Origin of the sequence: Rhodanobacter caeni (assembly GCF_039523575.1) — a bacterium.
GTDB classification, from domain to species: domain Bacteria; phylum Pseudomonadota; class Gammaproteobacteria; order Xanthomonadales; family Rhodanobacteraceae; genus Rhodanobacter; species Rhodanobacter caeni.
In genome coordinates, this window is record NZ_BAAAFO010000003.1 from 417,625 (window position 1) to 440,548 (window position 22,924).

A 22,924-nucleotide genomic window follows, 5' to 3' on the forward strand; every position below is an offset into this window, starting at 1 on the left:
CCTCACCGTTCCGGCTGCCCCGATCCATGCTCAACCCGCAACAACAGGCCGCCGTCGAACATTGCGATACGCCGCTGCTGGTCCTGGCCGGCGCGGGCTCCGGCAAGACCTCGGTGATCACCCAGAAGATCGCCTACCTGATCCAGCGCAAGCGGCTGGCGCCCTCGCGCATCGCGGCGATCACGTTCACCAACAAGGCCGCACGCGAGATGCGCGAGCGCGTGGGCAAGCTGGTGTCGAGCGACGACGCGGCCGCGCTCACCGTCAGCACCTTCCATGCGCTGGGCCTGAAGTTCCTGCAGATCGAACACGAGCGCGCCGGCCTGCGCCGCGGTTTTTCGGTGCTGGACGCGGACGACAGCGGCGGCATCGTGAAGGAGCTGGCGCCCAAGGGCGTGAAACCCGACGTGCTGTTCGGCATCCGCAACCTGCTCAGCCGGGCCAAGAACGGCGGGCTCTCGCCGGAAGAAGCACTGGCCGCCGCGCGCAGCCCGCGCGAGCTGGAAGCGGCCACGATCTACGATCTCTACCAGCAGCGCCTGGCCGCGTTCAACGCGGTCGATTTCGACGACCTGATCCGGCTGCCGCTGCGCATCCTGGAAAGCGACGCCGAATGCCGCGACGCCTGGCGCGAGCGCCTGCGTTACCTGCTGGTGGACGAGTACCAGGACACCAACGACGCGCAGTACCGCCTGCTGAAAACCCTCACCGGCGAGCGCGGCGGCATCACCTGCGTGGGCGACGACGACCAGTCGATCTACGCCTGGCGCGGCGCCAACCCCGAGAACATCGACCAGCTCGGCCGCGACTGGCCCAACCTGCGCGTGATCAAGCTGGAGCAGAACTACCGCTGCGGCAAACGCATCCTGCGCGCGGCCAACAAGCTGATCGCCAACAACCCGCACCTGCACGAAAAGAAGCTGTGGAGCGAGCATCCCGAGGGCGCACCGATCCGCGTGCTGGAATGCAAGGAGGCCGAGCACGAGGCCGAGCGCATCGCCGCCATCGCCACCACGCTGGCGGAGAAACACAAGGCGCGCTGGGACGAGATGGCGATCCTCTACCGCGGCAATTTCCAGGCGAGGCCGCTGGAAAAGGCGCTGCGGCTGGCACGCATCCCGTACCACCTCACCGGCGCGTTGAGCTTCCTCGACCGCGCCGAGGTGAAGGACATCCTCTGCTACCTGCGCCTGCTCACCAACCCCAGCGACGACGCCGCGTTCCTGCGCGTGGTCAACGTGCCCAAACGCGAGATCGGCGCCACCACGCTGGAAAAGCTGGGCCAGATCGCGCAGTCGCGCCACTCCTCCCTGCTCGACGCCACCCGCAGCGACAGCGTGCTGCGTCAGCTCACGCCGCGCCCCGCCGCGGCGCTGGCTTCCTTTGCCAACTTGCTCGATGAGCTGCGCAGCGCCTCGTTGCACGAAAGCGCCGCCGACCTGGTCGAACGCATCCTGAAACGCACGGGTTACGCCGCCCAGATCGCCGCCGCCACGCCCGACCCGAGCGCGCGCGAGCGCAAGCTGAGCAACCTGAAGGAACTGGCCGACTGGTTCCGCGCGATGCAGAAAGGTGGCAACACCGCCGGCGATCTCGCCTCGCAACTGGCCCTGCTCAGCCACGCTGACCGCGACGAACCGGGCAACGCCGTGCGCATGATGACCCTGCATGCGGCCAAGGGCCTGGAGTTCCGCTTCGTCTTCATCGTGGGCTGCGAAGACGGCACCCTGCCGCACGAAGGCGCCATCGACGAAGGCCGCGTCGACGAGGAGCGCCGCCTGATGTACGTGGGCATCACCCGCGCCAAGGAATTGCTGACCCTGTCGTGGTCGGCCCGGACAAAACGCTGGGGCGAAATCCACAACAACCAGCCCAGCCGCTTCCTGCACGAACTGCCGCAAGACGACCTGCACTGGCAGGGCAAGGATCCGGAAGCGGACAAGGAAGTGGTGCGCGAAACCGCCGAATCGCACATGGCGCGGATCAAGGCGATGCTGGCGGGCGGGTAAGTTCACCGGCTTGAAACTTTTGCCTCGGGCTTTTTTTCCGCCACCCGTCGTCTGTATTCAATCGGTTGGGGCCGACGCCCGCGTTGAATGGAAGAGCAACCTCAAGGCCGCTTGACGCCCTCAACGACAAACGTCGCCCCACTCTGGCTTGCAATGACCGGCCGCGCAAGCACCTGACTGTCACACAGAATGGCAATTTTCCTGCCGATATTGTTTGCAGAAAACGTTCGGTTGGCCAGGGCCCCGGATGCAGTCAAATGCACCCTCAACACCGTGCCGCCATCAGTGATGCTGGATTTGCCGTAACTGGCGGAAACCACTTGGTCCGGACCTACTATCCGCTTGCCGAGGGAGGATTGATCCGAACCCATCGCGTAGATGGAAAGTTTGCAACCAAGCACCGGCTGCGCGGCTAAACAGCTGCCAGGCAACAACCCGACGGCCAGAGTTACGGTAGCCAGTTCAAGAATCAATCGCATGGATTGGCTCGCCGTACCTGCCCGGACGGAACGAATGGAAGCATGCCGCCGACATAGACATGTCCACCACCTTGGATCAGGCTCATATCGTAGACCCAGAAGAGCACCAGGTCGTTATATTTGCATGACGATTTAACCGGAAAGGGGACGGACGCCTCCGTCCCATTTACCTTGACAGATAAACGTCAGGAACCATTGCGGTTCCGCCATGAGATCATCGCCAGCGAGATGAGGAATATAGAGATGAAGAATGTAAAGCTGAAAGCATCATCGAGCCAATCCTCTCTTGAAGATACCAGGGCAACAATTGAAAGAATTCCTACCGCGATGACAGAAATAATAAATGCCTGACCTAAGGTTCTCATCATTCATAGCCATGTAAACTTTTATTTGTTGCAATTATCACAATCGATGGTTTCCGAAGAGGTGACTACACTCGCCCCGATAAAAATACCTGCTGACACATCAAGACCAACTGCGACAGGGCCACAAGCCATAAATCCAGATGACCAAGCGTGTCCCAGGCGAATCCTCGCACAGCTTCGCCCAGCGCCCACAACTGTTATGCCGCCTCCCAATAATCCAAATCCAAAACAGGGGTCAGTGTGCACTTTATGTGCCCATCGAAAGTCCACACTGACCCCTGTTTCTTATAACGCAGCGCCCATTCAAACAGTCGTAAGTGAACCTGACCCCATTAGTCGCCTGGCTGAAGTATTCGATTGAAGCTATCGGCCATAGACCTTCCAGACCGGGAGAGTGTTGACCATGCATTGACGCCCGCTCCCGTGGAACCACGAGCCATATCCATGCGTCATCGGGTCGCCATATAGAACGCGGTTCGTTCTCCCCAGATGATCTCTGGTCGTAGTGGAAAATACGGCGCAGAGCTCGTATGTATGTTTTCCGCGGATAGCATATTCGTACTGCCTACCAGTTTTCGGATCGTTAGGGACGCCACCAATCGGCCCATCCGAAAGTGCGGAAAGATCAGCCGGCAGATGATGATGCGCATGATCGAAGTTCATTATTCTCCACGCGATTTCAAGCGTCTGGTGTTCCCGCTGAGTGTCATAGTCGACCTTTCGTTCGTAGCAGTATAAATAAACAGCAGCCACTATGACTCCGGTGCAACACAGCATCGCGGCCATCTTACGAACTGTCGGATTGGACATTGTCATTTCGGCGCCTAATCATCATGTCTAGTCATCGACAGAACCGTAGCTCCCGCCCAAAACTTTTGGAATATAGTACTGTTTTATAGTGCTTTCTCTCCACTCAATCAGTGGCCGGCACCCATCACCCTCACATTTCTCTTGCTTAAGTAACCTTTCAAGACAATCGAGCTCAGTGTTGAAGGCCTTATATTCCGTTGCCATGGCTTCTGCGTCAGTATCTTCAGCCAGATATAGACCTCCTATTAGATTGCTGTACCAATGACATAGGCCGGGATTATCTCGGTCAACATCTTCAATGTGAGATTGCTCATGTGCAACGGCACAAATACCGATTTGCGGACAGGACTTGTACTGATCCGGAACCTTGACCCAGGTTTTCCAAGCACCATGATCACACCAAACGCCACCTTCGGGGCCAGATTTGCGTGACAAATGAAACAGACCCAACAAGTCAGATGCGTTGACAGGATTTGAACCAACATAGGCGTAAGAACTCAGGCCGCCCCGCAGCCCGATAGGATCACTCTCCACATACCGCCCCGTCGCCGCATCGTAATCCCGATGCACGTTGTAGTTCAGTCCCGACTCCGCATCGTGATACTGCCCCGGAAAGCGCATGGCCAGGTCGTACGACCCCAGCGCTGGCGTATCGCCGAAGACCTCGCCGGCGTAGGCCCAGCCCCACACGGGATAACCGCCGGCATTCACTACCCGACGTGGCGTACCGAGGAAATCGGTGCCCACGTAGTGGATCGACACGCCCCGCGCTGATGTATCCAGCGTGGCAACCAAGTTGCCTTCCAGCCAGAGGTATTCGCGCTTTTGCTGGGTGTCGGGTGTGTAGTCGCCCAGCAGGTGAGCCTGGTCGTCATAGATGAACTGGCGGGCATGGCTGCTCGTGGTCTTCTGGGCGCGCAGCCCGTTGGCATCATAGACATAGCTGCCGACGACCCGGCCAGCCTTGGCCACTTGGGCCAGGCGATTGTTGGCGGCGTAATCGAGGTCCAACGCTTGGCCCTGCCGGGGCATGCGTACGATGTTGCCCGCGGCGTCGCTCAGTACGTCGGCCGTCTTCCAGCCGTGCCAGCCCGGCGTGGCGATGCCACCGAGACGGTGGGTACCGGGTTGATAGGTATAGCGTTCGGTCAGCAGCCCCGCCCGCTCGCGCGATTGGCGATCGCCGGTGGCGTTGTAGTCGTAGTGGTCGCTGAAGAAGCCCCAGGGGCCAATCTTGTCGGTAAGACGCTGCAGAGCGTCGTAGCGATAGCGCTGTTCGGCAGCGTGAGTGATGAACCGGCCTTCGTGCAGGGCGACGATATTGCCGTTGGCATCGCGGCGTACGTGCAGGTCCAGGCCCAGCCCCTGAATGTCCGTCCCCTGGTAGTTGAGGTCGAAGGTGCGCTTGAGGGTGAGTGAGCCGTCACCGTACACGACGTCTTGAACCGGGCCAAAGGGCAGGTAAGTCACGTCGCTGACCACCGGCACGGCGGTGGTTTGCCCGGCCGATCGAGCGCTGATGGCGTTGACCCTGCCGTTTGCATCGCGACCATAGGTGGCGACCGTGCCACTCGGATAAACGATGCCGCCAAGGCGGTTGCCTGGCGTGTAGTTGTAGGTCGTATCACACCGAAAGATGTCGACACGATCGGTTGGAACGGGCAAGACATTCGTCGGCTGCGCGGCCGATGCGTACGCGGTGGTCAGCGCCGCCGCCACAAGCAGCCATCCCTGCAAATACTGACGCACTCCATTCCCCTGAGCCTCAGTCGCCGAGCGACCTTGGACCATTCGACATCCGAGGAACAGTGCCCTTGCGGGGTCAGGATCACATTTTGTGGTGTTGGCCGCCTAGGCATCCAGGCGGCCAATCGATGGCGTGTTGAACAGGGCGCCACCCTGGCAGCAAGCTCTTTCGACCGCCGGTGTTACAGCAGCTGCTCTGCTTCCAGCTCGCTTTTCAGGTACGCGTAGTAGATCGGTGCGGCGATCACGCCGGGCAGGCCGAAGGCCGCTTCCATCACCAGCATCGCCACCAGCAGCTCCCACGCGCGGGCGCGGATCTGGGTGCCGACGATGCGGGCGTTGAGGAAGTACTCCAGCTTGTGGATGAGGATCAGGAAGGCCAGCGCCGCCACGCCCACGCCCAGCGAGATGGACAGCGCGGCGATCGCCACGGCGGTGTTGGAGATGAGGTTGCCGATCACCGGCAGCAGGCCGACGATGAAGGTCACCACCACCAGGGTCTTGGCGAACGGCACGTGGATGCCCAGCGCCGGCAGCACGCCCAGCAGGAAGATCGCGGTGAACACGGTGTTGATCAGCGAGATCTTGACCTGCGCGAACACGATGTTGTGGAAAGCCTCGGCCAGGCGGCGGCAACGCAGGCTCAGCGCGGCGGCCAGCGGGCCGACCTGGTGGGCGGGACGTGTGCGGCTGAGCGCGATGATGGCACCCAGCACCAGCCCGATCAGCACGTGCACGAAGGTGCGCGCCGCCTCCTTGCCGGCCAGGCGCAGCGTGCCGGCATGCTTGCGGGTGAGGTCCATCACGCTCACGCGCAGGTCGTCCACGCTGTCGGGCAGGTGGTTGATCAGCACGGCCGGCAGTTGCTGGCGGGCCTTCTGCACCAGCGGCATCAACTGTTGTTGCCACAGCAGTTCGGGGTTGCCGATCTCGGCGCGGAAGAAGCTGATCGCGCCCAGGATCAGCAGCACCAGCAGCCCCACCACCAGCGCGCCCAGCACGGCCACCACCACCACGCGGGCGCGGTCGCCGGAAATGCGCCGGCCCAGCAGCGGCGTCATCGACTGCACCAGCTCGAACACCAGCAAGCCACCCAGCAGCGCGGGCAACAGGCGCAGCTCCATCACCAGCAGCAGCGCGGCGGCGGCCAGCACGTAGCTGATCTTGCGCACCATCGGGGAAGGCGGGCGCCAGACGGGCGGCGCGGGGTGGAACGGCGCGGGATCCATGCATGTCACTCGGGGTGGGGGCGCACAGTGTAGTGCGAACGACGGCGCCATCCGGCAGAGCGATGCATGCCGATCGGCCGATGTCTCGCCCCGGCCACTTCGGCGATCATGACGCCTTTCCCCACGCCCAGGATCGTCATGACTCTTCGCCTCCCTGCCGGGTTGCTCGCGTTTGCCCTGCTGGCCGGTTGCGCCAGCATGCCCGCGCCAACGGTCGCGGTGCCGGCCGATGACAACCTCAATGCGGTGGCGTGGAGCCAGACGGCGATCGAGCACGACCTGATCTACCTGCAGACCTATCGCGACGCGCAATCGCAGTTGCTGACCGCGCTGCACGATCCGCAATGGGACGCGCTGGTCAGCGGCGACCGGGTGGCGCCAGCGGCGCAACTGCCGCCCGCCGTGGTGCTGGATATCGACGAGACCGTGCTGGACAACTCGCCCTACGCCGCGCGCCTGGTGCGCAGCGGCAAGGAATACGACGAGGCGAGCTGGCAGGCCTGGTGCCGCGAGGAAAGCGCCCGCGCCTTGCCCGGCGCGGTCGCGTTCACCCGCTTCGCCGCCAGCCACGGCGTGGCAGTGATCTACATTTCCAACCGCAGCCGCGAACTGGACCAGGCGACGCTGGCCAACCTGCGCAAGGTCGGCCTCCCGGTTTCCGGGCCGGACGCGTTCCTGGGCCTGGGCACGGTGTTGGACGGCTGCACCCAGGTGGGCAGCGACAAGAGCTGCCGACGCCAGCAGGTGAGCCGGCACTACCGGGTGCTGATGCAGCTGGGCGACCAGCTCGGCGATTTCGCCGATTTCCCCACCGACCGCGCGGCGCGTTCGCAAGCCATGGCGGCTTATCTGCCGTGGATCGGCACGCGCTGGTTCGTGCTGCCCAACGCCACCTACGGCGCCTGGGAATCGGCACTTTTCCACGACCGCTGGAGTGCGCCGCGGCAGGAACGCCGGCGGCAGAAGATCGAGGCGCTGCGCTATTGATCGCGTGCCATCACCAAAATCAATATGTTAGGCGACAATAGAAAGGCGTTGCCTTAACTTTCACGCCAAAGTAATATCTGTTCCGCCAACCCCAGCCGACCAAGCGTCTGCGGACGAGGCCGTTTCCCATCCGGCCCTGCCGGATTTCCCCGTGAGGCTCCAGCCCGCGGGGTTTTCTTTTTGTGGGCCCCGGCCGGCCCCGTACAATGCGCTTTCACACGTTGTTCGACGGAACGCATGGACAGACAGCCTGGCACCTCGATCCTCGCCCCCCACGTGCTCGCGTCCGCCGATGGGCTGCAGGCGCAATTCCGCGCCAATGCGCCGTTTCCTCACGTGGTGATCGACGACTTCCTTGAGCCGTCCTTCGCCAGCGCGCTGCTGGCCAGCTTTCCCGACTTCAACCGCGGCAATCACATCGGCGACGACGGGAAACCCGGCGGCAAGTCGACGCTGGACAAGATCCGCGCCGTGGGCCCGGCCTACCAGCAACTGGACGACGCGATAAAAAGCCCGGAATTCCTGCAGGTCATTGGCGCGATCACCGGCATCGACGGCCTGCTCTACGACCCGTGGTATCTCGGCGGCGGCACGCACGAGAACCGCAACGGGATGAGCCTCGACCCGCATGTGGATTTCAACTTCCATCCCAGCGAACGCTGGCATCGCCGCCTCAACCTGATCGTCTACCTCAATCCGCTGTGGGAGGCGGCCTGGGGCGGGAAGCTGGAGCTGTTCGACGATCCGGGCAAGGACGCCAGCCCGGCCCGATCGATCGTGCCGGCCTTCAACCGCGGCGTGATTTTCGAGACGTCCGAACGTTCCTGGCATGCGTTCGACCAGATCCGGCTGCCAGCGGAACATGCCGGCATCACGCGCCGTTCGATCGCCCTGTACTTCTATACGAAGGATCGGCCCGCCGATGAAATCGCCGATCGACATACGACGTACTACGTCAACCGGCAACTGCCCGAGCACCTGACCGAAGGCCATACGTTGACGGCGGCCGACGCCGCCACGATCAAGGCCCTGCTCGACCAGCGGGACAACCATATCCGCCTGCTTTACGCCGAAAACACCGCCTTGCGCAAAGCCCAGGACGCCGGCCTGACCGGCCATCTCCTTTACCTCGCCAAGCGCGCCTTCGTCCGTTTCCGCCGCTGAACGACGGGCACGCACGGGCGGCGGGGAAACCCTTCTGCCCTTGTTCCGCATCGCGCCGGCCCTTAACCTGCCCGGTCACGGCGCGCACCGGCGTTTTGCCTTGCTGCCAACCACCGCGAGATTCCGCCCATGCGTATCCCTCTTGTTCGCCACGCCTTGTTGCCGCTGCTGGCCGCGTTCGTCCTGGCCGGCTGCCATGGCAAGGACGATCCGACCCAGCCGGGCGGCAGCACGCCGGTGGCGGCCGTGCAGAGTTCGGTCGAGCTGCTGAAGAAGGGCGACATCGCCGGCCTGTGGAAGCACGCCCTGCCGCCGGCCGATTACGCCACGCTGCGCGCCGACTGGGCCAAGCGCGACCCCAACCAGCCGCCGATCACCGAGCAGGATCGCGCCCGCTTCGACGAAACGCTGCAGAAATTCACCGCGCCCGACGCGGAGCAGAAGCTGTACGCCGAGCTGGAGCCCAAGCTCACCCAGATGGAGGCGCAGTACAAGGATCAGCTGCCGGTGCTGATCAGCATGGGCGATGCCCTGGTCAAGCGCGGCATCGCGCAGAACGCCACGCTGGACGCGCAGCAGAAAACCCAGGCCAATGCGGTGATCGACGTGCTGACGCCGTGGGCACAGAAGACGCCGTGGTTCGACCAGGCCAAGGCGAAGCAAGCCGTGCACGTGGCCGTCACCACGGTGCGCCAGCTCGACCTGAAGAGCCCCGAGGCGCTGCGCACGATGGATTTCGACACCGCCATGAAGAAGTATGCGATCGGCTATGAAGGCGCCAAGCAGTTGCTGGCGATCTATGGCCTGTCGGTGGACGACACGCTGGACTCGATCAAGCTCAGCGAGCTGGAAAACAAGGACGGCCACGCCAAGGTGAAGATCGACTACACCCTGCTGGGCAAGCCGCTCTCCACCGAAACCGAGATGGTCGAGGTCGATGGCCGCTGGTACAGCCAAAGCATGCTGAAGAACGCCCGCCAGTCGCACCAGGAGCAGGCCAACGCCGCGCCGGCACCGGCCGGCAGCGCGGACTGAACGGCGCAGGTGGTTGCGGCCCTCAAGAGAGCCTGAGCAAGCCGTCATCCCGGCGCACGCTGGAGAGAACCTCGAATAACTCCATCTCCCCGTCATTCCTGCGTAAGCAGGAATCCAGTGCCTTTGCTTTTCAATGGCTTGAAGGCGCTGGACCCCAGCTTTCGCTGGGGTGACGGAGGTTTTTCGAGGCTCCCTGGAATGACGAACAAAGACTTGATCGGACCATCCTTTAGAATAGGCGGATGCCAAATCTTTCGAACGCGGAGACCCCGCGCAGCCGTGCGCCCTGGTGGTTCACCCTGGCCGGGCAGTTGTTGCAGTCGTGGGTGCGCATCCGCCGCGACCCGGCCGAGCCGGCCACCTTGCTGCAGGCGGGCGTGCCCGTCTGCTACGTGATCGAGCGCGACGGCTTTTCCGACGCCCTGATCCTGCAGCGCGCCTGCCGCGAGGCAGGCCTGCCCAGCCCGATGCAGCCGCTGGCCGGCACCCGCCGGCGGCGCTCGGTGTTTGCGCTGGCACGGCGCGACGGCTGGCTGTTCGGCCGCATCCGCAGCCGCCCGCCGAACGAGCCGCTGGGCCAGCTGGTGCACTCGCTGGAAGGCTTCCCCGAGCGCGACATCCAGATCGTGCCGGTATCGATCTATGTGGGGCGCGCGCCCAACCGCGACACCGGCTGGTTCCGCGTGCTGTTTTCCGAGAACTGGGTGATGGTGGGCCGCTTCCGCCGGCTGCTGGCGCTGCTGCTGAACGGTCGCGACACGGTGGTGCATTTTTCTGCGCCGGTGTCCCTGCGCAGCGTGCTGGACGAGTCGGGCGACATCGCGCCGGAACGCTTCGCGCGCAAGATCGCCCGCGTGCTGCGCACCCATTTCCGCCGCATCCGCACCGCCGTGGTGGGGCCGGACCTGTCGCACCGGCGCACCGTGGTCGATTCGGTGCTCAATGCCGAACCGGTGCGCGCGGCGATCGCCGCCAGCGCCGCCAAGGAAAAGATCAGCCACGCCAAGGCCTGGCGCAAGGCGCACAAGCTGGTGCTGGAGATCGCCGCCGACTACTCGCATCCGGTGGTGCGCTCGGTGTCGTTCCTGCTGTCCAACTTCTGGAACAAGCTGTACGACGGCATCGCGATGCACCACTTCGACAAGGCCCGCGCCGTGGCGCCGGGCCACGAAGTGGTCTACGTGCCCTGCCACCGCAGCCATGCCGACTACCTGCTGCTGAGCTACCAGCTGCACGTTTCCGGCGTGGTGGTGCCGCACATCGCCGCGGGCGTGAACCTCAACCTGCCGGTGATCGGGCCGATCCTGCGCCGCGGCGGCGCGTTCTTCATGCGGCGCAGCTTCAAGGGCAACGCGCTGTACTCGGTGGTGTTCAACGAATACCTGGCGCAGCTGATCGACCGCGGCGTGCCGATGGAATATTTCATCGAAGGCGGTCGCTCGCGCACCGGCCGGCTGCTGGCGCCGCGCGCGGGCATGCTGGTGATGACGGTGCGCGCGTTCCTGCGCGCGCCGCGCCGGCCGGTGCTGTTCCAGCCGGTGTACATCGGCTACGAGAAGCTGATGGAGGGCAACAGCTACATCGGCGAGCTCAGCGGCAAGCCGAAGGAGAAGGAGTCCCTGCTGGGTTTCCTGCGCGGCCTGAAGGTGCTGCGCCAGCGCTACGGCCACGTGGCCTTGAACTTCGGCGAGCCGATCGAGCTGAACCCGTTGCTGGACGCCACCGGTGCCGACTGGCGCGCCGCCAGCGGCGACCCCGACGCGAAGCCGGAGTGGCTGGGCACCGTGGTCGACCAGCTGGCCGAGCGCATCCAGGTCAACATCAACCGCGCCGCCGACGTCAACCCGATCAACCTGCTGGCGCTGGTGCTGCTGGCCACGCCCAAGCACGCCATGGCCGAGAGCGACCTGCTGGCGCAGCTGGAATTGAACAAGGCGCTGCTGGAGGAGCTGCCCTATTCCGACCGCGTCACGCTGACCCCGATGAACCCCGCCGGGATCATCGCCTACGGCGAGCAGATGGGCTGGATCCAGCGCGTCAAGCATCCGCTGGGCGACGTGCTGACGGTGAGCGGCGAGCAGGCCGTGCTGCTGAGCTACTTCCGCAACAACGTGCTGCACCTCACCGCCACCGCGGCGTGGGTGGCCTGCTGTTTCCTCAACAACCGGCGCATGGCGCGCGCCACCGTGGTGCGGCTGGGCACGTTGATCTACCCGTTCATCCAGGGCGAGCTGTTCCTGCCGTGGGACAGCGACGGTTTCGCGGCGCAGCTGGAGGCCACGCTGGATTTCTTCGTGCGCCGCGGCCTGCTGGAATCGCGCAGCGAAGGCCGCACGATCGAGCGCGGCCCGGGCCAGGAGGACAGCGCCTTCCAGCTGAAAGTGATCGCGCGCGGCCTGATCCAGGCGTTCGAGCGCTACTACATCACGCTGGCCGCGCTGGCCAAGCACGGCCCGCACACCATCACCGGCGCCGAGCTGGAAACCGCCTGCACGCTCACCGCGCAGCGGCTGGGCCTGCTCAATGAACTGTCCGCGCCGGAATTCTTCGACAAGGCGCTGTTCCGCGGCTTCATCCAGAAACTGCGCGAGCAGCGCATCGTGTGGACCGACGAGGCCGGCAAGCTGGATTACGACGGCGCGCTGGAAGGCATGGTGCGCGACGCGCGGGTGATCCTGTCGCGCGACGTGCGCCATTCGATATTGAAGATCACCCAGGGCAGCGGCGAGAAGGAGCCGCCAGCCGGCGGCGATGCGGCGGAGCAAGTGGCGTAGCGCTGGCCTAAGAGCGCCCCCTTCCGCCCTTCGGGCACCTTCCCCCGCGATGCGGAGGAAGGAAGCTGGTTGTTTCGAGGAGGCTCGAATACTTCCTTCCCCCGTTTACGGGGGAAGGTGCCGAAGGCGGAAGGGGGCGCTTTCCCCATAACCACTTCAACCCATCCTGTAACATCGCACCCCATGACCGACCAGCCCACGCCATCCCCCAGCCCCACCACCCATTTCGGTTTCCGCGACGTGCCCGTCGGCGAGAAGCAGAAGCTGGTGGGCCAGGTGTTCACTTCGGTGGCACGCAACTACGACCTGATGAACGACCTGATGTCGTTTGGCGTGCACCGGCTGTGGAAGCGGCATTTCGTGGCGATCAGCGGCGTGCGCCGCGGTGACCGCGTGCTGGACCTGGCTGGCGGCACCGGCGACATCGCCGCGCTGCTGAAACCGGTGGTGGGCGCGGACGGCGAGGTGGTGGTGGGCGACATCAACGCCGCCATGCTGGGCGTGGGCCGCGACCGGCTGACCGACCGCGGCCTGGTGTCGGGCCTGCGCTGGGCGCAGCTCAACGCCGAGGCGCTGCCGTTTCCCGACAACAGTTTCGATGCGGTGACCATGGCCTTCGGCCTGCGCAACGTCACCGACAAGGACAAGGCCCTGGCCGACATCTGTCGCGTGCTCAAACCCGGCGGCCGGCTGCTGGTGCTGGAGTTCTCGCGGGTGCAGAACGCGCTGTTCAACACGCTCTACGATTTCCACTCGTTCAAGGTGCTGCCGAAACTGGGCCGCCTGTTCGCCGGCGATGCCGACAGCTACCAGTACCTGGCCGAGTCGATCCGCAAGCATCCCGACCAGGAAACGCTCAAGGGCATGATGGAGCGCGCCGGCTTCGGCAAGGTCGAGGTGCGCAACCTCACCAACGGCATCGTGGCGATCCATCGCGCGTACAAGCTGTAGATCGCCCGGGCGCGTCCCGCTGATCCAGATCAGTGGGCCGGCGCCGAGCGCGGCGTATGTTGATGACCTCCTGCCACGAGGTATCAACACCATGTCGATCGACGCTCCCACCGAAGCCCATGTCCACACGTTCGACGCCCGCGGCGTGGCGCGACGCTTCCGCCATTCGGCCATCTTCGCCGCCATCGGCGTGCTGCGCTCGGGCGAGACGATGCGCTTCATCAACGATCACGATCCGATCCCGCTGATCGCGCAATTGCGCGAGCGCCTGGGCGACTACCTCACCGTGACCTACCGCCAGCGCGAGCCCGGCGCCATCGTGATCGACTTCGGCATCGTCGGCCTGCCTGCCGAGTAAACGATGAACTACCCTGCGTTCTACGACGAAGCCCCGCGCATCACGATGCGCGATCCGCTGGCGGCCCTGCTGGGCGCCGCCGAAGACGGCCTGATGGAGTACGGCTACATCGACGCCGTGCGCCTGGCCGGCCACTCCTGCCCCACGGTGGCGGGCGCCTACCTGATGGCGCGCGCGGCCCTGCGCGCGCTGTACCCGAACGAGCCCGCCGAGCGCGGCGGCGTGGGCGTGCGCATGCCGGCAGCGGAAGACGAAGGCGTCACCGGCGTCACCGCGCAGGTGCTGACCCTAGTCACCGGCGCGGCCGCCGGCAACGGTTTTCATGGCATTGGAGGCCAGTTCGTGCGCCGCTCGCTGCTCAGCTATGGCGCGGTGAAAGGTGCCAGCGCCGTGCAGTTCCACCGCCGCGACAACGGCGACGCCGTGTCCGTCGAGCTGGACCTCGGCCGCATACCGCCATCCCCGCAACTGCGCGAACTGATGGGCGCGGCGCTCTCCCCGGCCGCCACCACCGCGCAACGCGCCGCGTTCGGCCACGCCTGGCAGGACCGCGTGCGGCGGCTGTTGCTCGATCACGCTGATGACCCCGACGTGCTGCGGCTGACGCCGCTGCAGTAGGCGCTGCCCGAGAGGCGAAGAGCGAACCCCCTCCCAGCCTCCCCCTGCACGCAGGGGGAGGAGCACGCGTGCAGCTTGGTTGATGATGCCCGTCCAACCTCAGCCTGCTCCCTCCCCTGCTTGCAGGGGAGGGTTGGGGAGGGGTTTCGCTCTTGATCTCCCCGCCAGCCCGAGCACCCCCTCCCAACCTCCCCCTGCGGGCAGGGGGACGAGCAAAGCGGGCGACTGTGCTCAGGGCTTGCCGAGGCCCAGCACGTCCAGGCCCTGCTCGAAGCGCACGTCCACGGGGATGTGCGCGGCGGCCAGCCGCTTCAGGTCGCCGGCCAGGTCCGCATCGGCGGCACCCAGCTGGTCGGTAAGCTCCTTCGCCGCCTCGTAGTCGCCATCGCCCTGGATGGTCAGCAGCTTGGTGGAAAGCGCGGTCATCGCCGCGGTCATCTTGTCGAAGTCGACGCGGTAGCGGCCGGTCTTGTCGTCGCGGGTGAAGGCGCCCTGCTGCTTGAAGAAGTTGAACCGCACCATGTTCGCCTGTGCATGCGCGTCGCTGGCGCCGAAGCGCACCGAGCGCAGGATGCCGGCCAGGAAGGTGACGTAGTTGTCCATCAGCCGGGTCTTGTCCAGCTCGCCCTTCCCGGCCAGCTTGGCCACCATGTACAGGCCCAGCACGTCGGCCTTGCCTTCCTCGAAGCTGGAGGCCTGGTCCTTCAGCGCCTTGCGTACCGTGCCCTTGCCGTCCAGCGTCTGCTTGATACCCAGCCCGTGCGCCACCTCGTGGAACATGGTGTTCTGGAAGAACGCGTCGAAGGTGAGGTTCTGCTGCTGGTCCTCGGCGATCAGCAGCTTGCCGATCGGCAGCATGATGGTGCCGAACTTCGCCTTCATCACGTTTTCCAGCTGCAGCCGGCGCGTGCCTTTTTTCAGCTGCACCTGCTCGTCGTTGGGCAGGTTGATGGCGATGGTCTTGGCGCCCGCGTTGGCGTCGCCGCCGTAGTACACCGCGAAATAGGCGTTGAGGTCGGCGTCGGAGCCGGGCTTTTCGGCCTTGTAGCGGTCGGGCACGGGCAGGCCGCGCTGCAGTTCGGGCAGGTATTTGGCGAAGCGCGCCAGCTTGGCGCTCCACGCCTGATCCTTGATCAGCACATAGGATTCGTAGCTGGCCTTGTAGCCGTAGAGCTGGTCTTCGTAGGTTTCGATCGGGCCGATCACGATGTCGATCGGGTTTTTCTTCATGTCCATCCAGGCCAGGTCGCTGGGCTGGTAGTTGTCATCGAGCAACGCATCGGCGCGCAGCGTGAGGTATTTCCTGAAGCCCGCGTCATGCGCCAGCTTCGCCGCCTCGCGCAGCAGGCCGGCGGTTTTCTCCAGTTCGGCCTTGTACGCCTCGTGATAGGGCACGGTCATCAGCTGGCCCTGGGCGTCACGACGCAGCAGGGTGTACAGCGAGGTCTTGTCCTTCAGCGGCGATTGCTCGAACTGCTCGCGGGTCATGTCGGCCGGGTAGAACTGCGCGCCGGGCGGGCGCTCCCCGATGCCGTCGACGAAGGGTTTGTCGTTGTTCAAGCGGTCCCACGGGCCGTAGTTGAGTTCGGCGAACTCGCGCGTGGCCGGGTCGCTGATCTTGCCCAGCAGCGCATCCTTGTCGCCCCAGGACTGGCGCCAGTAGATCGCGTTCATGCTGTCGGCCGCCTCGACCAGCAAGGCGATCATCTTTTTCTGGCGCTTGTCGAACGCGGACAGGTCGGCGTCGAGTTTCACCGGCGCATAGCTGGCCAGGCGCTGCGCCACGCTGCCGTCCGCCGCCGTGCTTGCGGCAGCCGCCGGTGCGGAGCTGGCGGGGGCCGGCGCCAGTTCCTCTTTCGACACCGGCGCGATCGGCGCCGCATCGTGGCCGGATGAACAACCCGCCAGCGCAAGCAGCAGGCACAACGGAAGCAGGCGTCGATGCATGGAAAGTCCTCCGGCGAAAGGCTCATGGTATCGCTTGCGCCGGTCTCGACAATGCGATGGCGATCGCGCGCAGACGCGCTCCGTTCAGCCGGAAATGGCCAGCCGCTCGGAGCGGTACAACTGCATGCCGACCGCCACCGCCAGCAGTGCCGCCGCCGCGGTGCCGGCCAGGCACAGCAGCATGTGCAGCGGCGCCACGCCGGTGCCGCGCAGCAGGTCGATGATGCCCAGGTGCTGGCCCAGCAGCGGCACGGCGTACATCCAGTCCTGCGGCTTCACCGGCATCACCATCAACAGAATGCTGGGCAGGATCGGCAGCATCATCAGCAGCGACAGATACGTCTGCGCCTCGCGGTAGCTCTTGGCGAACGCGGCCACCAGCGATTGCAAGGCCGCCAGCAGCACGATCATCGGCCATTGCAGCAGCAGCACGTTGGCGGCGAAGTGCCAGCCCAGGTTGATTTCCATGCCCAGCTTGTCGGTGGGCAGGAAGCGGCCCACCAGCGAGAACGCCAGCAGGCAGATCAGCAGGCTCGCGGTGGAGAACGTGCAGATCGCCGCCAGCTTGCCCAGCAGGATTTTCCAGCGCGGCACCGGGTTGGCGAACAGCGGCTCCAGCGATTGGCGCTCGCGCTCGCCCGCGGTGAGGTCGATCGCCAGGTACATGCCGCCGATGAAGATGGTCAGCACGAACAGGTACGGCAGCATGTTGAACAGCAGCACCGCGCGCGATTCGGCCGTGGCCTGGTCGCGCCGCGCCACCTGCACCGGCCACGCCGTGCCGGGCGACAGCCCGCGCGCCACCAGCCGCATCACGCCCTGCTGGCGCGCGTACGACTGCACCAGCTGGTTCACCCGGTCGACCGAGCTGCCGGTGTCGCGCTGGGAGGAGTCGTAGATCAACTCCACCTGCACCGGCTCGCCGCGGCGCCAGGCCTTGGGGTATTCCGCGCTGAGGCGCAGCACCAGGTCCGCCGCCTGTTCGCGCACGGCTTGCTCGGGGTTGGCGATGGCCGGCTGCGGCACGATGCCGCCGGCCTTCAGCGCATCGATCAGGTTGGGTGCGTATTGCGCGCCGATCACCGGCACCTTCAGCGGCTGCTCGGCCTTGTCCAGCTCGCGGTGGATGGACACGCTGATCAGCATCACGAAGATCAGCGGTGTCAGCAGCGGGCCGGTGACGAAGGCGCTGATCAGGGTGCGGCGATCACGCAGGTTCTCGCGCACCTCCTTCAGGAACACGGTGAGGAAGGCGCGGCGGCGGCGCACGCGGTTGGGCTGGATGGCGTTCATGCGGCCAGTCCCTCGTCGCTGCCGATGATCTTCACGAAGGCATCCTCCAGGTTCGCCTCGCCGGTTTGCGCGCGCAGCGCATCGGGCGTTTCGTCGGCCACCACGCGGCCGCGGGCGATCACCACGATGCGATCGCACAGCGCACCCACCTCCTGCATGATGTGGCTGGAAAACAGCACGCAGCGGCCTTCGGCGCGCAGTTTCAGCATGAACTGGCGCAGCGCGCGGGTGGCCATCACGTCGAGCCCGTTGGTGGGCTCGTCGAGGATCACGTTGCCGGGGTCGTGGATCAGCGCGCGGGCGATCGCGGTCTTCACCCGCTGGCCTTGCGAAAAACCCTCGGTGCGGCGGTCGGCGATGTCGCCCATGTCCAGCGCCTGCACCAGCGCTTCGCGGCGCGTGCGCAGCTCGTCCTCGGGCAGGCCTTGCAGGCGTGCGAAATAGTCGATGTTCTCGCGCGCGGTGAGGCGCTTGTACAGCCCGCGCGCATCCGGCAGCACGCCCAGCCGGCGGCGCACCGCCAGCGGATCGACGGCGGCATCGATGCCGTCGACCAGCACCTGGCCGCGGTCGGGCGTCATCAAGGTGTAGAGCATGCGCAGCGTGGTGGTCTTGCCGGCGCCGTTGGGGCCCAGCAGGCCGGTGATCTCGCCGTCGCGGGCGGTGAAGCCGACACCATCCACGGCGCGCACGTCGCCGAATGCCTTGTGCAGATCCTTTACTTCGATCATGGCGGCGCTCCCTTAAGGTGTTGAACCGTTGAAATCGATGAACAGCGGCGGGGCCTGCAAGCGGTCCAGGCAGCTGGCGTCCAGCGCCTTCGGCTGCAGATCCTCGATGAACTTTTTCAGCAGTCGCGGCGCGCAGCCGGCGCCCATCACGTTGTGGCCCTGGCCCTTGAGCACCAGGTGGCGCGCGTTGGTGAGCCCCTTCAGCACCGCTTCGCCGTAGGCCGGCGGCGTCACCGGATCGTATTGGCCGGACAGCAGCAAGGCCGGCGTGGCGCTGCGCAAGGGCTGGTGGAAATCGGCCGGCCGCGTGCCGCGCGGCCATACGGTGCACACCGCCTGCAGCGCGGTGATCATCCGCGTGCCCAGGATGGTGTCCTCATCCTGCGGGCGCGGGCGCAGCAGGTCCGCATCCTCGCTGCAGATCACCGATGACTGCATGCCGCCATCCATCGAATCGACCAGGTCGCCCTGCAGCAATTTCGCCTGGCCGAGCAGCGGGCCCACGTCGCCACGCGCGGCCGCGTCGATCGACAGCGGCAGCAGCGCGGCGGTGATCGGCGTGTACGCAAACATGCGCACCACGCTGGCCAGCGAATCCTCGCTCAGCACACGCTGCACGCTGCGGTAGCTTTGCGGATCGCGAAAACTCACCTTGTGCGGGTTGGCGCGCAGCGCGTCGCGCAGCTGGTAGAGCGTCTGGTACGGGTCGCCGAAGCGCTCCTTGCAGGCGGGCTGCGCCGTGCAGCGGGCGAACTGCAGCTTCAGGGCGGCATCGAGGTTCTGCGCGAAATCCTCGCCCAGCACCAGCGGATTGGGCACCACGCCATCGAGCACCAGGCTGCGGATCGCGTCGGGATGATGCATGGCGTACTGCTGCGCCACGCGGGTGCCGTAGGAGATGCCGACCAGGTCGAACGTCGGCGAACCCAGCGCGCGGCGCACATCTTCCAGATCCTGCACGGCGATGGTGGTGGTGTAGTAGCGCGGGTCGGCGCGCGTCTGCACCTGCTGCAGGCAACGCGCGGTTTCCGCCTTCAACGCCACCGGGTCGAAGCCCACCTTCTCGTCCGTGGCCGCCTGCTCGGGCCCCTTGCAGCTGAGCGGGTTGGACTTGCCCGTGCCACGCTGATCCAGCAACAGCACGTTGCGGTGTGCCAGCAGCGGATCGAGCGCATTGGCCACCGACGGCCAGCTTTCCGTGGCCGCCTGGCCGGGGCCGCCGGCCAGCAGCACCACCATGTCTTTCGCCGGCAGCTGCGCCGCCGATCGGATCACCGCGAGGTTCAGGCTGATCTTGCGGCTGTGCGGATCGGCGCGGTTCTCCGGCACCTCGAACGGCGCGCACCATGCCGCGCTGGACAGCCCGGTGTACGGCTGGGGCAGTTCGCAGGCGGTCAGCGTGAGCGAACCCAGCCGCCACGTGCGCGGCCTCTGCGGCGTGCTTGCCGCATCATCGCTGGCCGGTGGAGTGGCGGCGTCGGTGTGCGCCTGGCGCGGGTGAAAATACGTCCAGCCGAACCAGCCCACGCCCGCCGCGGCGAGAACGATGCGAAACACGGTACGGGGTGCGAGCTTCATCGCGTGGGCTCCTCGTGGGACCGGAAAAGGGTGATGGCGCATGGGCGCTGCAAGGGTTGATCGAACCAGCTCTGCGCACGCTCGCCACGCATCGTCATCGTCATGGTGAGATTGCGCATGGCAAGACCCTCATGCGCCCGGATCGAAGATCGACTCGATCGGACGGCCAAACAACGCGGCAATCTTGAACGCCAGTGGCAGGCTGGGATCGTACTTGCCGGTTTCGATCGCGTTGACGGTCTGCCGCGAGACATCCAGCCGCTCGGCCAGGTCGGCCTGCGACCAGCCCTGCTCGCCGCGCAGTTCGCGCACATGGTTATTCATGGTCGCGGTAACGCCGCGCAACCAGCGGCTTGGCGATGCCGAAGATGGCGAACAGGCATGGCATCACCCAGATCGCGACCGTCGGGCCACCCACGTGCCAGCCGATATCCGCCAGCGGCAGCAGGCCAAAGCTGAAAAAGCCGAATGCGGTCGACATCGCGGCGATCGCGATGGCTTCCAGGTCGATCCGCCGCTCCAGTTCATCCTGGTCGCGCAGCACACGGACCATGGCACGGATCAGCAGCGCGATGGGCAGCAGCGGAAGTGCCGCCAGCGCCACGCGTGCGGGCACACTTTCCATCCGCGGAACCCACGTACCGGACACCATGATGAGCACCACATAGCCCGCCATCGCCGGAAAGAACTCGCGCAGGTAGCGCACATGCACCGGGCGCAACACCTCCTCGCGGGAGAAATGCGCGCACAACAGCCACGCCACACCGGTGATGGCGACGACAACACCCACGGTGACCAGCCAGCGGCGACCGCCGAGCACGCCGGCGATCAGGCAGGGCAAGGCGTAAAGCACGGCCACGCCTCCCATCATCGCCAGCGCGCGGCGGTTGGTGAGCTTCGATGGTGATTTCGATGGTCTGGACATGCGGCGGCTCCGGTGGTCGTCCATGCTGGCGATCATGGCTGGTTTCCAAGCGATGCCAGAAAACCCTCCAGCGTTCGCTGGAATTTTGCCGGCTGGTCGAGCATCACGAAATGCCGCGACGGCGAGATCGAGACCACGCTGGCCTGCGGCGCCCCTGCCAGCAGGCTTTCGTAGTAGGCCGTCTTGCGTGCCTCGCTCATTGCCGTCGGCGACTGAATGAAGTCCGGCGCGTTGTACGGCGAGATCTCCAGGATCGGCACATTGGCACTTTTCAGCAGCGGCCGGTAATCGGCCAGCATGTCCTCGGCCATGTACCGTGCGCTGGCCTTGATGTCGCTGCGCGTATTCATCGGCGCGTAGCGCGCGGCCAGCTGCGGGTCGATCACCCCGACGTGTTGCATGTACGCCAGCGCCTGCGCCGCGAACTGCGCGGGCGAGAGCGCGCCCATCTGCTGCCGTATCCGCGCCGCCATGGCCTTGCGCTGATCCATGCCCATCCGCTCCATGCCGGGGAAGATCGGCAGTCCGTCGACTGCCACCACGCCGGAGATCATCTGCGGATGCTCCCCGGCAAAACGCAATGCCAGCGTGCCGCCCAGGCTGTGGCCCACCAGGACCGGCTTGTCGATCCGCTGCTGCTCGATCAGCTGCTTCAGCGATACATCCGCGCGGTCGAACAGACTGCCGCCGCCGGCCGGCGCCGGTACGCCATCGAACCCGGCCAGCGTCACCGCATACACCACGTGGTCTTTTTGCAGCGCAGCTATCGTCCGCTCCCACACCCACGGCCCGCCCTCCAGCCCCGGGATCAGGATCACCGGCCGGCCATGGTCGCCATGGCGCTCGACTTGCAGGGTGCCGACCGTGCTCGTCGCCGCGGGCGGCTGCGCATGGGCCGGCCCATGCGACAGCCAAGCCGCGAACCCGAGCAACAACGGGACGATCATCCGACAACCGATCTTGTTCATGGCCATGCCTCCAATCTTGTCAAGTAAACTTGACACGAGATTAGAAGTATCGGCGGCGCCGTGTCAAGCAAACTTTACACGACGCCGCAGTGGGGCCCGAGCATCGTTTCAACGCGACGAGATGTATTTCTCGCGGCGGATCTGCGCCACCGGCAGGCCGAAGTCCTTGAGCGCGGCGAAAGCCGCATCGACCATGTTGGGGTTGCCGCAGAGGTAGGCGATGTCGCGCTCGGCGCTGGGGCCCAGTTCGGCCAGCACGTTCTGCACGTGACCGCTGCGGTCGCTGGAACGTGGCACGGCACGCGCCTGGCGGCTGAGGCAGCCGTGGAAGAGAAAGCCCGGATGCGCCTGCGCGAACGCCTCGAACTGCTCGCCGTAGAGCAGCTCCGCCTCGCTGCGCGCGCCGTACAGCAGCACCACTTCACGGTCACCGCGCGCCAGCAGTTGCTCGATCTGAGGCAGCATGGCGCGGTAAGGCGTGACGCCGGTGCCGGTGGCCAGCAGCAGGTAGCGCGGGTGCGTGTCGGTGGCCTGCAGACAGAAACGGCCGTACGGGCCGCTGGCGTCCACGACGCCGCCGATCGGCAGCTCGCTGAGCAACCTGGTGGCCGCGCCGCCTTCCACGTAGCTCACCGCGATCTCGATGCGCCGGACTTCGCACGGCGTGTTCGGCGAGCTGCCGTCGCCCACGCTGGCCACCGAATAGCTGCGCTTGGTGGCCGTGCCGTCGTCGTAGTGGAAATGGATCTGCAGGAACTGGCCGGGGGTGAACGCCAGCGGCTGCCCGTCGACCCGTTCGAACACCAGATGGCGCACGGCGGAGGCCAGCATGTAGCTGTCGACGAGGCGTAGCTGGAAGTGATCGGCCATGGTGATTCCGGAAACGGTGTGTGCTTCTGGCACGGCCAGACGGCAGGAGGTAGCCCGCTATAATAAAGGGCTAGCCTTTTCGGTGCA

The 22,924-nt window shown here is 65.5% G+C and carries 19 protein-coding genes; 8 read left to right on the plus strand and 11 right to left on the minus strand.

Annotated elements, in window-relative coordinates; genetic code table 11:
• The first annotated feature begins 26 nt into the window (after positions 1-26).
• Entirely contained in the window at positions 27-2,009 is a 1,983-nt protein-coding gene (locus tag ABD017_RS10480) for a UvrD-helicase domain-containing protein (RefSeq protein ID WP_343882702.1), read from the plus strand.
• A gap of 101 nt (positions 2,010-2,110) precedes the next feature.
• Here the strand turns inward: ABD017_RS10480 and ABD017_RS10485 are convergent, their stop codons facing one another.
• The 3 genes from ABD017_RS10485 to ABD017_RS10495 all read right to left on the minus strand — a co-directional run bounded on the left by ABD017_RS10485 (position 2,111) and on the right by ABD017_RS10495 (position 6,638).
• Positions 2,111-2,488, minus strand: a complete 378-nt coding sequence (locus tag ABD017_RS10485) for a SecDF P1 head subdomain-containing protein (protein ID WP_343882703.1) — start codon at positions 2,486-2,488, stop codon at positions 2,111-2,113.
• Between the two features lie 1,202 nt (positions 2,489-3,690).
• Positions 3,691-5,412: an RHS repeat domain-containing protein gene (locus ABD017_RS10490; RefSeq protein WP_343882704.1), complete on the minus strand. Its 1,722-nt coding sequence runs from the start codon at positions 5,410-5,412 to the stop codon at positions 3,691-3,693.
• A 179-nt stretch (positions 5,413-5,591) separates the two neighbouring features.
• Entirely contained in the window at positions 5,592-6,638 is a 1,047-nt protein-coding gene (locus ABD017_RS10495; protein ID WP_425543715.1) for an AI-2E family transporter, read from the minus strand.
• 138 nt (positions 6,639-6,776) lie between these two features.
• Between ABD017_RS10495 and ABD017_RS10500 the strand changes: the two genes are divergently transcribed.
• From ABD017_RS10500 to ABD017_RS10530, 7 genes are all read left to right on the plus strand, one after another.
• Entirely contained in the window at positions 6,777-7,625 is an 849-nt protein-coding gene (locus ABD017_RS10500) for a 5'-nucleotidase, lipoprotein e(P4) family (protein ID WP_343882705.1), read from the plus strand.
• A 237-nt stretch (positions 7,626-7,862) separates the two neighbouring features.
• Entirely contained in the window at positions 7,863-8,789 is a 927-nt protein-coding gene (locus ABD017_RS10505; protein ID WP_343882706.1) for a 2OG-Fe(II) oxygenase, read from the plus strand.
• A 129-nt stretch (positions 8,790-8,918) separates the two neighbouring features.
• Positions 8,919-9,824 (plus strand): hypothetical protein, encoded by a 906-nt coding sequence (locus tag ABD017_RS10510; protein ID WP_343882707.1) that lies wholly within the window; start codon positions 8,919-8,921, stop codon positions 9,822-9,824.
• A gap of 242 nt (positions 9,825-10,066) precedes the next feature.
• Entirely contained in the window at positions 10,067-12,598 is a 2,532-nt protein-coding gene (gene plsB, locus ABD017_RS10515; protein WP_343882708.1) for a glycerol-3-phosphate 1-O-acyltransferase PlsB, read from the plus strand.
• 183 nt (positions 12,599-12,781) lie between these two features.
• On the plus strand, positions 12,782-13,549 hold the full coding sequence (ubiE, locus tag ABD017_RS10520; RefSeq protein ID WP_343882709.1) for a bifunctional demethylmenaquinone methyltransferase/2-methoxy-6-polyprenyl-1,4-benzoquinol methylase UbiE: 768 nt from the start codon (positions 12,782-12,784) through the stop codon (positions 13,547-13,549).
• Positions 13,550-13,640: 91 nt separating this feature from the next.
• On the plus strand, positions 13,641-13,907 hold the full coding sequence (locus ABD017_RS10525) for a DUF2249 domain-containing protein (RefSeq protein ID WP_343882710.1): 267 nt from the start codon (positions 13,641-13,643) through the stop codon (positions 13,905-13,907).
• 3 nt (positions 13,908-13,910) lie between these two features.
• Complete coding sequence (locus ABD017_RS10530; RefSeq protein ID WP_343882711.1) at positions 13,911-14,525, plus strand: FmdE family protein; 615 nt, start codon at positions 13,911-13,913, stop codon at positions 14,523-14,525.
• Positions 14,526-14,756: 231 nt separating this feature from the next.
• On the opposite strand, the gene ABD017_RS10535 is transcribed toward ABD017_RS10530, so the two are convergent.
• From ABD017_RS10535 to ABD017_RS10570, 8 genes are all read right to left on the minus strand, one after another.
• A complete protein-coding gene (locus ABD017_RS10535; protein WP_343882712.1) occupies positions 14,757-16,472 on the minus strand; it encodes a dipeptidyl-peptidase 3 family protein in 1,716 nt (571 codons plus the stop codon).
• A gap of 84 nt (positions 16,473-16,556) precedes the next feature.
• A complete protein-coding gene (locus tag ABD017_RS10540) occupies positions 16,557-17,765 on the minus strand; it encodes an ABC transporter permease (protein ID WP_343882713.1) in 1,209 nt (402 codons plus the stop codon).
• Positions 17,762-18,496 (minus strand): ABC transporter ATP-binding protein, encoded by a 735-nt coding sequence (locus ABD017_RS10545; protein ID WP_343882714.1) that lies wholly within the window; start codon positions 18,494-18,496, stop codon positions 17,762-17,764. Before ABD017_RS10545 ends, ABD017_RS10540 begins: the two co-directional genes overlap by 4 nt.
• A 12-nt stretch (positions 18,497-18,508) precedes the next feature.
• Entirely contained in the window at positions 18,509-20,074 is a 1,566-nt protein-coding gene (locus ABD017_RS10550; protein WP_343882715.1) for an alpha/beta hydrolase, read from the minus strand.
• A gap of 129 nt (positions 20,075-20,203) precedes the next feature.
• Positions 20,204-20,398, minus strand: coding sequence for a helix-turn-helix transcriptional regulator (locus tag ABD017_RS10555; protein ID WP_343882716.1), 195 nt, complete (start codon positions 20,396-20,398; stop codon positions 20,204-20,206).
• Complete coding sequence (locus ABD017_RS10560; protein WP_343882717.1) at positions 20,391-20,999, minus strand: hypothetical protein; 609 nt, start codon at positions 20,997-20,999, stop codon at positions 20,391-20,393. Before ABD017_RS10560 ends, ABD017_RS10555 begins: the two co-directional genes overlap by 8 nt.
• Before the next feature lie 32 nt (positions 21,000-21,031).
• Positions 21,032-21,967: an alpha/beta fold hydrolase gene (locus ABD017_RS10565; RefSeq protein WP_343882718.1), complete on the minus strand. Its 936-nt coding sequence runs from the start codon at positions 21,965-21,967 to the stop codon at positions 21,032-21,034.
• 108 nt (positions 21,968-22,075) lie between these two features.
• Entirely contained in the window at positions 22,076-22,837 is a 762-nt protein-coding gene (locus ABD017_RS10570; protein WP_343882719.1) for a ferredoxin--NADP reductase, read from the minus strand.
• Positions 22,838-22,924 lie beyond the last annotated feature (87 nt).